The following is a 12,919-nucleotide window of genomic DNA, read 5'->3' as shown; positions in this document are numbered from 1 at the left end:
GTGGATGACACAAGGCGGGCTTCGGCCCGCCTTGTGCTTGTGGGACTACATCCCCGCCTACCTGCGTTACCGAGCCTGCCTGGCCGCGTAGTCCTGCGCCTGGCGCATCACCCGCAGCACGTTGCCGCTCCAGATGTTGGCGATCTGCGCCTCGCTCAGGCCACGGCGCTGCAACCATGCGGTGATCTTGGGCAGGTCGGCGGCGTCTTCCATGCCGATCACGCCACCACCGCCATCCCAGTCCATGCCGATGCCCACGTGGTCCGGCCCGACCACGTCCAGCATGTGGCCCAGGTGCTGGAAGAAGTCATCCAGCGTCGCCTTGCGGCGTGGGTACTTCTGGTCCAGCTCGGCCATCGCCCGGGCCAGTTCCACGCCCTTGGCCATGCTCATGTCGTCCCAGCCCCCCAGGCGCTTGCCGATTTCTTCCTCGGCCTGCTTGCGCTCGGCGGTCTTGGTCTCGTCGATCAGGTAGCCGCCATAGGCATTGGCCTGGATCACGCCCCCCTTGGCGGCGAGCTGGCGCAGGCGCGCGTCGTCGAGGTTGCGCGGGTGGTAAAACACCGCCTTGGCCGAGCTGTGCGACAGGATGAACGGCACCGGCATCATCTCGATGAGGTTGTCGAACACCGCATCGGACGCGTGCGACTGGTCGATCACGATGCCCAGCTTCACCGCCTCGTTGACCAGCGCCTTGCCGGCCGGGCTCAGGCCCTTCCACTCCGCGCCCTTGGGGTCGGTGGCCGAATCGGCGAACTCGTTGTTGGCGAAATGCACGGTCGACATCAACCGCAGGCCGGCCTTGTAGTAGAAGCTGAGCAGCGAGGGGTCGGCCACCAGCGGGCTGCCGTTCTCCATGCTGATGTAGACCACGCGCTTGCCGGCGGCCTTGATCCGCGCCGCGTCATCGGCGCTCAGCGCCAGCTGGAACTTGTCCGGGTTGGCGGCCAGCATCTCGTGGATCTGCAGCATGCGCTGCAGGCCATGGTCGCGCTCGGCGGTGTGCGCGGCCGGGGTGCGGTCGCCCTGGTCGGTGTAGATGGCGAAGAAGCCGCCATCGAGCGCGCCTTCGACCATGCGCGGGTAGTCCACCTGCGACAGCGCGTTGTGGTCGTGGCGCTGCATGATGTTGAAGTCCGCCCGGGCGAAGTTGGCCGGGGTATCCAGGTGCGAGTCCAGGGTCAGCAGGCGGCGCTGCAGTTCGCTGGCCTTGGCCAGTTCGGCCTGGCTGAACTCCACGGCCGAGGCCGCCAGCGGGAAGCACAGCGACAGGGATACCAACAGGGACAGGGGACGCAGCGTCATGAGGCCTCACCAGGGGTGGAAAGGCCCGACCTTAGCCCCGCCTACCGGTCGCGGCCAGTGACGGACGGCATGGGCGCGCCGGACACCCGCCGCGCGCGGTCCGCCCCCTCCCTTTGGCGCAGCCAAGGGGAGGGCTGGGGAGGGGTAAGGCCCTCCCGCTAGTCCCGGATCAATCCACCACGCGGCAGAACACCGCCTTGAGGTAGCGCGATTCCTGCACGTGCGCCATGAACGGATGGTCCGGGCCGGCACCGGCCACCTTCAGGATCTGGATGGTGCGGCCGGAATAGAACGCGGCGCGGCGCAGCATGTCCAGGAATTGGTCCTCGGCCACCAGGCCGGTGCAGGAGAACGTGGCGAACAGGCCACCGGGCTTGACCACGCCCAGCGCCAGCTTGTTCATGTCCAGGTACTTCTTCAGCGCATTGATGACCTGGTCGCGGTCGCGGGTCATCTTGGCCGGGTCCAGGATCACCACGTCGTACTGCTCGCCGCGGTTGGCCGCATCACGCAGCCACGGGAAGATGTCGGCCTGCACGAACCGCGGCTTGGCGTTGTTCAGGCGTGCATTGCCCTTGGCGATCTGGATCACGTCCTGGTCGATGTCCACGCCCAGCACGTCGCTGGCGCCGCGCGCGGCGGCGTACACGGCGAAGCCACCGGTGTTGCAGCACAGGTCCAGCACGCTCTTGCCTTCCACCTGCTGGCTCAGCCACTCGCGGTTCTCGCGCTGGTCGGCGAAGAAACCGGTCTTGTGCGCGCCGGCCGGGTCGGCACGGAACTTGATGCCGTACTCGGTGATGACCGCTGGTTCGGTGGTGGTGTTGCCGTGGAAGTCGAAGCTTTCCTGCTTCTGCACGTGCTCGTCGGCGAAGCTGTGGAAACGGCAACCCGGGAACTGTTCGCGCAGGGCCTCGTAGATCCACTCGCGGTGGCGGAACATGCCGGCGGCGAAGAACTCGACCACGATCAGGTCGTCGTAGCGGTCCACCACCAGCCCGGACAGGCCGTCGCCCTCGCTGTGCACCACGCGCCAGGCATTGGAGACCTGGTCCAGCTTGAGCACGTCACGGCGCAGCGACACCGCCTCGGCGATCTTGCGGCTGAACCAGGCCTGATCCACCGCCACCTCCGGATGGGTTTCCAGAATGCGCACGGCGATCCGCGAATGACCGTTGTAGAAGCCCCGGCCAATCCACTCACCGTCCACGCCGACCACGTCGACGATGGTGCCGGACTTCGGCTTGACGGTCGGCTTCTCGACCAGTTTCTGGAAAATCCACGGGTGGCTGGAGCGCCACGCGTTCTTCAGGCGTACGACGGGGAGTGGGGTATTCATGCCGCTATTGTAGCCGCGCCGGGGGCCGCTCCCGCGGTGCTCTCATTGACTGTGCGGGGCGCAGCCGGCAGTATTCAGCCCCAGAAGGGGAGTAGCTCCCAGACGTTGTCGCCGTCAGTTCGAGCCGCAAGGCTCCGGTGCAACGGCAGTTCCGGCCTCCGGTACTGTGAGCAAGACCTTCGCCGCATTGGCGAAGCTCTGTCCCCGGTCTCCCCGATTCCGTGTCCAGCTCTTGGCCTGTGTGGTTCCGAGAACCCTTTTAACGACCGGAATTTCCCATGATCCAGACAATCGGTAATCCCTGGCTTTGGGGCGGCTTCATCGCCGTCGTCATCGCCGCCCTGTTGATCGACCTGGTGCTGATGCGCCACGGCGGCCCGCACAAGGTCACCTTCAAGGAGGCCCTGCTGTGGTCCATCGGCTGGGTGGCGTTGGCCCTGGCCTTCAATGCCGGCCTCTGGTACTACCTGAACGAGACCGCCGGCACCGCGGTGGCCAACGAGATCGGCCTGCAGTTCCTGACCGGCTACCTGATCGAGAAGGCGCTGGCGGTCGACAACATCTTCGTGTTCCTGCTGATCATGGGCTACTTCGCGGTGCCCGAGACCCAGCGCCAGCGCGTGCTGATCATCGGCATCCTCGGCGCCATCGCGCTGCGCACGGTGATGATCTTCGCCGGCACCGTGCTGGTGAACCAGTTCCACTGGCTGCTCTACGTGTTCGGTGCGTTCCTGCTGTTCACCGGCTGGAAGATGTGGTTCGCCGCGGGCCAGGAACCCAGCCTGGATGACAACCCGGCGCTGAAGTTCATGCGCAAGCACCTGCGCATCAGCCACGAGTACAACGGCAACCGGCTGGTCGCCGAGAAGGACGGCGTGCGCTGGTTCACCCCGATGTTCGTGGTGCTGATCCTGATCGCGGTCACCGACGTGATCTTCGCGGTGGACTCGATCCCGGCCATCTTCGCCATCACCACCGACCCGTTCATCGTGCTGACCTCGAACGTGTTCGCGGTGCTGGGCCTGCGCGCGATGTTCTTCCTGCTGGCCGGCATGGCCGACCGCTTCCACCTGCTGCCGTACGGCCTGGCGGTGATCCTGGCGTTCATCGGCGCCAAGATGCTGCTGATCGACCTGTACAAGATCCCGGTGCCGGTGTCGCTGGGCGTGGTCGCCGCGATCCTGGTCACCACCATGGTCCTGAGCCTGAAGATCCCGCCGAAGCAGAAGCACGGCTGATCCACCGCCGCCAGCGGGATTGTCCCGTTGGCGGCACAGCGGTTCCCATGCCCGTCCCCCTTGCAAACCGGGGACCCGCCGCAATCCCAATGACATGGATACGCCAAACGTCCCCGCCACCGGCGCCTCGCCGGCCAATGACCGCAGCGACCGCAACCGGGTGCTGCGCGCCTTCAACCTGAGCCTGGGCTTCGTGCTGCTGCTGGTGGCCGTGTTCGCCGTGCAGAGCAGCGGCTGGGACTGGCGCGCCTGGTCGGTGGCGCCCCTGGAAGCCAAGGGCCTGTGGGGCCTGCTGGGCGCCCCGCTGCTGCATGGCTCGATCGAGCACCTCGGTGCCAATGCGGTGGCCCTGCTGATCCTCGGCACGCTGGCCGGCAGCGTCTACCCCAAGGCCACCGTGCGCGCGCTGCCGCTGCTGTGGGTGGGTTCCGGGCTGGGTGCCTGGTTGCTGGGCGAGCCCGGCAGCCATCACCTCGGTGCCAGCGGCGTGACCCACGGCCTGATGTTCCTGGTGTTCGTGCTGGGCCTGCTGCGCCGCGACCGGCCGGCCATCGCCGCCGGCATGATCGCCTTCCTGTTCTACGGCAGCATGCTGATCACCATCCTGCCGCATGAGCCGGGCGTGTCCTGGCAATCGCACATGGGCGGTGCCGCCGCCGGCGTCATCGCCGCGCTGATGTTCCGCCACGCCGACCCGATGGCCCCCCGCAAGCGCTACAGCTGGGAAGACGAGGAGGAAGACGAGGTGCTGGCCGACGCCGATGAGCTCGAGCCACCGTCCCCGCGGCAGGTACCGGTGTTGTGGCAGCCTCGCGAGGGCCGCGATTACGAAGTGGTGGTGCCGCTGCGCCGGCGCGACCCGAATAACCCCGCGTAAGTGCGGCCCGGGCCGTCAGACCTACCCCTGCCGCGAGTAGCGCCCCACGATGGCCAGGCGCAACCCGCCCCATGCCAAGGCGGCAGGCACGAGTACTTCCAGCACCGCGATGAAGAGCTGCAGCAGGAAGCCGTAGGGTTCGGCCCCCCAGTGATAAACCACCGAACCACTGCCCCGCCAGTGGCTCACGCGGAGCGTTCCACTGCTCAGTGCGTGCAACAGCACCCAGGCCTGGCTGAGCGCCAGAACGGCGAGGAATGCCCCGATCAGCGCCATGACGACGCGGACGCCTGCCGGCAGGGCATCGTCCTGTCGAGGGGCGCGCGGTCGCGTTCCAGGGGCGTCCTCCACGACGCTGGCCTGCCGTGGGGGCCGGTGCCGGGGCGCGGCTGCCGGCGAGTTCAGCGGCACGACCACGATCCCGGCCGGAGCCTCCACCTGCAGATGCGTGGCGATCCGTTGCAGCCATTCGCCGGTGACGCCGCTGCCCGGCCGCACGGCGATCGTTTCGAAACTGAGCTGGTGCTCGCTTCCATCGGCGTGCATCAGCCATAGCCGCACGGGGGCACGGGCGCTATCGCCATGGCGCCGGAGCTGCAGGCGAGGCTGACCCGCCAGCACGAACGCCGCATCGACGCGCCGCGCCCTTCCAAACAGGTTGTGGGAGATGCGGATGCCCTGGTTGCCGGGCCTATCCAACACCAGCGTCTCGCGCAGACGGAAATACCAGAGCGAAGCCAGCGCCATGGCGATCATCAAAGCCGATGCCAGCCCTGCCAGCACCGGATCCATCCCCGTGCCATGGAGGTCGCGCGAAAAGAGCAGCAGCACGGGGCCGATGGTGAAGACCAGGCTGAAAGCGACCAGCAGTACCGTCGCCACCGCGTTGCGCGAATGGATGCGCAGCACGGCGCCTTCCTCGAACCGGTAACCGATCAGCAAAGCGTCCCTCCATGATCCTGCCAATGCCCACTGCCGGCATTTTCACACAGGACAACCGCCCTCCCTTTGGGCACCGCCGTGACTGGCAAACGATGACAGGGCGTCACGTGATCGATCCGGTGCCGCCAACCCGCGGCGGCCCGGGCCGAAGCAGCTGCGGCGTCGCGGTGCAGGCCGCTCCTTACGGAGTGCCGTCCACCGCGCGGCGGCCCAGTGCGGGATCGTCGGTGAACAACGCATCGATGCCGGCCTTGAGGTACTCGCGCATCTCGGCCACCGATGCCTCCGGGTTGCGCGCATTCTCCGCACCCTGGCGCAGTGCCGGCGGCAGGAACGGGTTCTCCGGGCGGAAGGTGTAGACCACCACCTGCAGGCCGGCGGCATGCGCATCCCCGACCAGTGCGGTGGGCGCAGCCAGGCCCCCCTGCGCGTTCCACGGGATCACCATGCGCCGTTCCAGGCCGATGGCGTCGGCGTAGCCGGCGATCTCCTTCAGCCCGGCCGGCGTCGCCATCTGCGCATACGTCAGCGTGCCGCCGGCCAGCACCACGTCGGCCGGCATGTCGCCGGCAGCATCCAGCAGCTGCAGCAGGCGGATGTTGGAATCGCGGCCCAGCTTGGCGCGCAGCGCGCGCAGGTTGGCGGTCTCGAAGGACTGCACCATCACCGGCGCCACCTTGGTATAGGCATTGCCCTGCAGCGCGGCCAGCAGCTTGTCTTCCATCGGCAGGCCAATGCCGCGGAAATAGCTGCCGTGCTTGATCTCCGGCACCAGCCCGATGCCGCGGTTGGCGCGGCCGGCCTGCTGCACCAGGAAGTTGATGATCTCGTCCAGCGAGGCAATGCGGAATTGCCCGTCGAACGCAGTGCCGCGCACCTGTGGCAGGCGCTCGCGGGCGTACAGGGTCTTCAACTCGGCCAGGGTGAAGTCTTCGGTGAACCAACCGTCGATCTTCTTCCCGTCGATCACCTTGATGGTACGGCGCTCGGCGAATTCCGGATGCGCGGCGACATCGGTGGTCGAGCCGATCTCGTTCTCATGGCGTGCCACCAGCACGCCGTCCTTGGTCATCACCAGATCCGGCTCGATGTAGTCGGCGCCGTCGGAGATGGCCTGGGCGTACGCGGCCAGGGTGTGTTCGGGCAGCAATGCGCTGGCACCACGGTGCGCGTAGACCGAAACGTGTGGATAACTCTGGGCGGCGTTGGCGTGCATTACCGGGCAGCATGCCATGCCTGCCATCATCAACCATCCCCACCTGGACATCGCACCGCACCTTCATCAAAAAACGAAGGCGCAATGATGCCGCTGCGATGTGACCGGCGAAAGAAAGAACAGCCTCAGGCCGGCTGCAATCGCCAGCCATCCCTGTCCAGCTGCAACGTGGCATCGATGCCAATGGCCTGCAGGAAGGCCGGATCGTGGGAGACCACCACCAGCGTGCCGCGGTACTGCCGCAGCAGGCCTTCCAGGGCTTCCAGTGATTCCAGGTCCAGGTGGTTGCCCGGCTCGTCCAGCAACAGCAGCTGCGCCGGCGGGTCCGCGTAGAGCACGCAGGCCAGCGCCGCCTTGAGCCGCTGCCCACCACTGAGCCGGGCCGAGGGCAGCACCGCCTGCGCGGCGTCCAGGCCCAGCAGCGAGAGACGGCTGCGAGAGACGGCTTCCTCCTGCAGGGGGTTGCTTTCGCGCAGCCCCTGCAGCGCACTGCATTGCGGCGGCAGGACCGCCAGTTGCTGGTCCAGCAGCGCTGCGGGCACCGCAACCTGTACGTTCCCCGCCACCGCTTCGCACTGACCGGCCAGCAGCTTGAGCAAGGTGGATTTGCCGGTGCCGTTGGCTCCACTCACGGCCAGGCGCTGGCCCCGGCGCAGCGACAGGTCCAGCGCGGGCTGCGCCGGGTCGCTCCACGGCAGACGCACGCCTTCCAACCGCACTACCCATTCCGGGCCACCGGGGAGCAGCGCCGGCATCAGCAACACCGGTGGTGGCGCATCCAGCTGCGCATGCGCCTGCCGCACCGCGTCGTCCAGCCCCGCATGCCGTTGCTGGAGCTGCTGTCGTGCCTTGCCGGCGTTGGCTTCGGCACGCTGGCGCTGCAGGCCCAGCAGGATCGGCGCCTGGTTGGCCCTGGCCGCATCGCGGCTGCCACGCGCGCTGCGCTGCTCCAGCCGTTCGCGTTGGACGCGCAACTCCTGCTCGCCCTTGCGACGTTCATGGCGACGCTGCTGCAACAGGGTTTCGGCCGCCGCCCTTGTGGCAGCGCGCGCCTGTGCATAACTGGCGTAGTTGCCACCGTGGCTGCGCAGGCCCTGCGGCGACAATTCGACGATGCGCTCCACCTCGGCCAGCAGCAGGCGGTCGTGGCTGACCAGCAGCACGCCCTGCCCCCGTGCCCGCAGTTGCGCGGCCAGCCACTGCCGGCCAGCCAGGTCCAGGTGATTGCTGGGCTCGTCCAGGATCAGCAGCTCCACCGGTTGCAGCAGCGCGCCCACCAATGCCACCCGCATCCGTTGCCCGCCGCTGAGCTTATCCACAGGCATGTCCGCAGAGATACCCTCCAGTCCCGCGTCGAGCAACGCCTGTTGCAGCGTTTCGCGCAGCATCCACTGTTCGCCCACCGCGTCGAAGTCGGCCGGGTCGGTGCTGCCCGCCTCGATCCGCAGCAGCGCCGCCAACACGTTATCCACAGCGGCAAGCTCGGCTACCCGCTGCCCGGGAATCACCGCCACCTGCTGCGGCAGGTAGTGGACGCGGCCCATGCGCCGGCAGTGTCCGGCGCTGGGTACGCGCAGCCCGGCCATCATCTGCGCCAGCACGGACTTGCCCACGCCATTGCGGCCGACCAGGCCGGTCAGCCGTCCATCAAAGCGTGCAGTGAGATCAGAAAAAAGGCAGCGCCCATCGGGCGTGTGCCAAGCGACGCCATCCAGCGTCACGGATACGGAAGTGGTCATGCGTGGTTCCATCGATGCCCGAAGCACCCGGCCGCCAACGGCAGCAGGGACTGGAAGGGACCGTCATTGCGACGGTGGCATCAATGGCGCATTGGACTGGCTCCGCAGGCGGGGGGATCCCGTAACGGCGCATAGCCTACTGCGCGCAGGCTGAATGTGTCACCCCACGCGGGGCATCACTTGCCGATGCAGAAACTCGAGAAAATCCGCCCCAGCAGATCGTCGGCCGTCATCCGGCCGGTGATCTCGCCCAGTGCATCGTGGGCCAGCCGCAGCTCCTCGGCAGCCAGTTCGAGCTGGTCGTGGTGCAGCTGCGCGTCGGCGGTTTCCAGGTGCCCTGCGGCACTGGCGATGGCCTCGACATGGCGCAGGCGCGCGGAGAACTCGCCCTGCATGCCTTCCCCGGCACCGTCGCTGGCGATGGCGCGCAGGCGCGCGTGCAGCTGCTCCAGCCCTGCCCCGCTGGCCGCCGACAACGCGATGCTGTCGGCCCCCAGGTCCTGCGGCCACTGTGGCAGCAGGTCGCATTTGTTGAATACCCACAGCTGCCGCGCGGCCTGGGCGGCGGCATCGCCAATGGCCTGCTTGCCCGCGTCCGGATCACGCGCATCCAGCACCACGATGGCCAGGTCGGCGCGCTGCATTTCGGCACGGGCGCGGCGCATGCCTTCGCGTTCGATGGCATCGCCACCTTCGCGCAGGCCGGCCGTGTCCACCAGTTCCAGCTCCAGGCCATCGATGCGAATGGTTTCGCGCAGCGTGTCGCGGGTGGTGCCGGCGATGTCGGTGACGATGGCGCGCTCGCTGCCGGCCAGGGCATTGAGCAGCGAACTCTTGCCTGCATTGGGCGGGCCGATCAGCACCGCGTGCAGGCCATCACGCAGCTTGCGGCCACGCTCGGCGTCGATGCGCAGTTGCTCCAGCAGCGCACGCGCCTGTTCGATGCCGGCGCGCACCTGCGCACCGCCCAGCGTATCCAGTGGCTCATCGGCAAAGTCGATGGCCGCTTCGACGTGGATGCGCAGGCGCACCAGTTGTTCGCCGACCTCTTCCACCCGCCGCGAGAACACGCCATCCAGCGAACGCCGCGCGGCGCGTGCGGCGCGCACGTCGCCCGCCGCGATCAGGTCGGCGATGGCTTCGGCCTGGGCCAGATCGAGCTTGCCGTTGAGGAAGGCGCGTTCACTGAACTCACCGGCACGCGCCTGGCGCGCACCCAGTTCGATGCAGCGCGCGAGCAGTTGTCGCAATACGACAGGGCTACCGTGGCCCTGCAGTTCCACCACGTCCTCGCCGGTGAAGCTGCGCGGGCCGGGGAAGTACAACGCGATGCCGTCATCGATCACCTCGCCGCCTGCATCGCGGAACCTGGCGTAGTGCGCATGCCGCGGCTGCAGCATCGGGCAACCGAGGGCAACGGCGATCTGCAATGACCGCGGCCCGGAGACGCGCAGCATGCCGACGCCGCCGGCAGCGGCGCCGCTGGCAATGGCAACGATGGTCTGGCCGGTGGACAACGCGCTCATCCGCTACAGCTTCTGCAGTTGCGCGCGCGCCTGGGCCGCGCCGCTGCCTTGCGGCTGCAGCTCCAGGTAGGTGCTGTAGGCCTGCCCGGCCTTGGCCTTGTCGCCGGCATTGAAGTACGCATCGCCCAGGTTGAGGTAGGCCACCGCACGCGAGGGATCGATCTTCAAGGTGTTCTCCAGCCAGCGCGCCGCTTCGGCATAGCGCTGCTGGCGGTAGTAGACGAAGCCCAGGTTGTTGGCCGCCTGCGCGAAGTCCGGGCGCAGTTTCAGGGCCTCGGTGAATTGGGTGACGGCTTCGTCGTAGCGCTTCTCGCGGTACAGCTGCAGGCCACGGTCATTGGCCTGCTGGGCACGCTGGCGGTCGGACACCGCCCCGGCCGCCGGCACCACCAGCGTGCTCCTGCCACCCTGCAGGTCGGTCACGGTCACCGGTGCCTCGGCCTCGCCCTTGGCATCCTGGGCGGCATCGACGCGGTTGTTGAGCGCGATCGCGTCGGCCGAGAGCTGGCGGGTATCGGCGGTCAGGTATTCTTGGCTGTCCGGTACCTGGAACACGAACTCGCCGCCCTGCGATCCGGGCAAGCTGCCGAATGCCGGGGTCTGCTGCGACACCGCCGACACCGCCGGCGCCACGTACGCGGCCAGCTCGGTGCCGGTGATCAGGCCATCGCCATTGAGGTCGCCCTTGCCGGCCAGCGCCTGCAGCAGCACCCAGGTGAACACCGAATGCCCGTTCGGGCCGCTGTCGGCCACCTGCTGGTCGGCACCGCCGGCGGTCAGCATCTGGCGGGCGCTGCGGCGCGCGTTCTCGCGCAGGAACGCCGACGAGGACGGCCCGCCGCGGGTCAGGCCCAGGCCGCTGTAGCAGGCATCCATGACGAACATGACGTGCTTGGCGCGCATGCTCTCGGCGATGTTCTGGATGTCGGTCATCGCGATCGCGTCGGTGGCGAACTCGTTGGGGTCCGAGTCCACCGGGATGATGTAGCCCAGGTCGCGCCCGGAGGCGAGCTGGCGGGTGGCACCATGGCCGGCGAAGAACACGAACACGCGGTCGTTCCGGCCGGTGCGGTCATCGGCCAGGCGGTCGTGGAAGGCGGCCAGGATGTTGTTGCGCGTGGCCTGTTCGTTCTTCAGCACGATCACCTGCGAGGACGGGAAGCCGAACTGCCCGGTAAGGGTATCGGCGATGGCCTGCGCGTCATGGCTGGCGTACTCGAGCTTGGGCCACCTGGCGTAGTCGTCGATGCCGATCACGATGGCCCAGGATTTTTCGTAGCCGGTGGTCACGGTGGCGTCGCTGGTGGCGCCCTTGCGCGGGCGGCTGACGCTGAAGTCACGGCCGTTCCAGCCAGCGAACTGGTAACCGTCGGCGATCAGCCGGTCCAGGATCTGCGGCAACGCCTTCACCGCACGGTCGTGGATGTCATGGAACAGGATGATGCCCTTCTGTTCCTTCTGCACCTGCTCGACCACGCGCTGCACGATCGACTCGGGCACCGGGTCGGCCCAGTCCATCGAATCGATGTTCCACATGATCGACTTCAGGCCGGCCTCGCCGAGCAGCTGCAGGCCTTCGGCGTTGCGCGCGCCATACGGGAAGCGGAACAACGGCGCGCGGCGGCTATCCACGTCCTTGAGCAGGATGTCGGTGCCCAGCACCTGCTCGCGCAGCGCGTCACCGCTGGTCCGCGAGAGCTGTGCATGGGTCAGGCTGTGGTTGCCCACCGCGTAGCCCTGCTCCATCAGGTTGCGGCTGATGCCGGCCATCGGCCCGAGCGTGACCTTGCCATCGGGCTGGATCGCGCCCAGGTTTCGGCCCACCTCGAAGAACACGCCCGGCACGTCGTAGCGCTTGAGAATGGCCACCACTTCATCGGTATAGGCCTTGTGCGGGCCGTCATCGAAGGTCAACACCACGGTCTTGGCCGGCAGGTCGCGGCCGAAGATCTCGCGCTCGCTGTCCTTCATCGACATCGGGTAGGGCTCGATCACCCCGTAGTCACGCAGGATCGCCTCGCGGCTGTACTGCGTGCGCAGGTGGGCGATGTAGTCGTCCCATTTCTCGCGCTTGAGCGTGATGGCTCGGGTGCGATCGAAACGGCTGAAGATCCGGGTGATTTCCTGGTTGTAGTTGCGCTCGATCTCGTCCAGCGCCTCCAGGTCCTCGCCGATGCGCTGGTGCAGCTTCACCGCCGGCAACGAGGAGTCCTTGCCGACCCGCTCGTGCAGGTCACGCAACACTTCGCGGAACGCCAGGCGGTCGGCGTCGTACAGCTCCGGTGCCGATTCGATGTAGTCCAGCACCGTGCCCAGCGTGGCGAAGCGTTGTGGGCTGCTCTCGCGCAGCAACGCATCGAACTGCGCGGCGATGGCCTCGCGCTGCTCCAGCCCGTCATGGAACAACTGTTGGCCAATGCGGCTGGAGGTGGTGCGATCGGCCGGCGTCTGCTGTGCCTCATCGGCCAGCAGCACGACGATGCGGCGATGGCCATCCAACTGCTTCTGCAACGCGCCCAGCAGCGGTGCCGCTGCTGGATCCGTCGCCGCCGCCGCGGCGGCGCTGGGTTGGGTGACGGGTGCCTTGCCGGCCGGTTCCTGCTGCCTGCCACAACCGGAGGCCAGCACGCAGGCCAGCAACAGGGGCGACAACAGCGCGCGGTACGAAGGCAGCGAACGGGGCATGGCGGGCTCGACGACGGGAAACGGTGGAAGGGGCGCGAACGCGGGGCGATTC

At 67.8% G+C, this 12,919-nt stretch carries 9 protein-coding genes; 2 read left to right on the top strand and 7 right to left on the bottom strand.

All coding sequences use genetic code 11. The annotated features are described in order from the left end of the window. Positions 1 to 66 precede the first annotated feature (66 nt). Positions 67 to 1,305: a dipeptidase gene (locus tag ATCM_RS08300; protein WP_132864072.1), complete on the bottom strand. Its 1,239-nt coding sequence runs from the start codon at positions 1,303 to 1,305 to the stop codon at positions 67 to 69. Positions 1,306 to 1,474: 169 nt separating this feature from the next. Next, positions 1,475 to 2,644 (bottom strand): class I SAM-dependent rRNA methyltransferase, encoded by a 1,170-nt coding sequence (locus tag ATCM_RS08295; RefSeq protein WP_132864071.1) that lies wholly within the window; start codon positions 2,642 to 2,644, stop codon positions 1,475 to 1,477. 281 nt (positions 2,645 to 2,925) lie between these two features. Between ATCM_RS08295 and ATCM_RS08290 the strand changes: the two genes are divergently transcribed. Both ATCM_RS08290 and ATCM_RS08285 read left to right on the top strand, forming a co-directional pair. Next, positions 2,926 to 3,882, top strand: coding sequence for a TerC family protein (locus ATCM_RS08290; protein ID WP_132866114.1), 957 nt, complete (start codon positions 2,926 to 2,928; stop codon positions 3,880 to 3,882). Positions 3,883 to 3,976: 94 nt separating this feature from the next. Next, the gene (locus ATCM_RS08285; protein ID WP_132864070.1) at positions 3,977 to 4,759 is read left to right on the top strand and encodes a rhomboid family intramembrane serine protease; all 783 of its coding nucleotides are present in this window, start codon (positions 3,977 to 3,979) and stop codon (positions 4,757 to 4,759) included. A 21-nt stretch (positions 4,760 to 4,780) separates the two neighbouring features. On the opposite strand, the gene ATCM_RS08280 is transcribed toward ATCM_RS08285, so the two are convergent. The 5 genes from ATCM_RS08280 to ATCM_RS08260 form a co-directional block, all read right to left on the bottom strand. Further along, positions 4,781 to 5,701 carry a hypothetical protein gene (locus ATCM_RS08280; protein ID WP_132864069.1) on the bottom strand — a complete coding sequence of 307 codons (921 nt, stop codon included), beginning with the start codon at positions 5,699 to 5,701 and terminating at the stop codon, positions 4,781 to 4,783. 181 nt (positions 5,702 to 5,882) lie between these two features. Next, positions 5,883 to 6,917 carry a glycerophosphodiester phosphodiesterase gene (locus ATCM_RS08275; RefSeq protein WP_243693982.1) on the bottom strand — a complete coding sequence of 345 codons (1,035 nt, stop codon included), beginning with the start codon at positions 6,915 to 6,917 and terminating at the stop codon, positions 5,883 to 5,885. 125 nt (positions 6,918 to 7,042) lie between these two features. Further along, on the bottom strand, positions 7,043 to 8,656 hold the full coding sequence (locus ATCM_RS08270; protein WP_243693981.1) for an ATP-binding cassette domain-containing protein: 1,614 nt from the start codon (positions 8,654 to 8,656) through the stop codon (positions 7,043 to 7,045). Between the two features lie 176 nt (positions 8,657 to 8,832). Beyond that, positions 8,833 to 10,182, bottom strand: a complete 1,350-nt coding sequence (mnmE, locus tag ATCM_RS08265) for a tRNA uridine-5-carboxymethylaminomethyl(34) synthesis GTPase MnmE (protein ID WP_132864066.1) — start codon at positions 10,180 to 10,182, stop codon at positions 8,833 to 8,835. Positions 10,183 to 10,185: 3 nt separating this feature from the next. After that, complete coding sequence (locus ATCM_RS08260; RefSeq protein WP_132864065.1) at positions 10,186 to 12,867, bottom strand: polysaccharide deacetylase family protein; 2,682 nt, start codon at positions 12,865 to 12,867, stop codon at positions 10,186 to 10,188. Positions 12,868 to 12,919: the final 52 nt, after the last annotated feature.

It is taken from the genome of Stenotrophomonas sp. ATCM1_4, assembly GCF_004348115.1.
GTDB classification, from domain to species: domain Bacteria; phylum Pseudomonadota; class Gammaproteobacteria; order Xanthomonadales; family Xanthomonadaceae; genus Stenotrophomonas; species Stenotrophomonas capsici.
The sequence above is the reverse complement of the archived record's forward strand: the minus strand, read 5'-3'. Positions and strand labels throughout refer to the sequence as shown.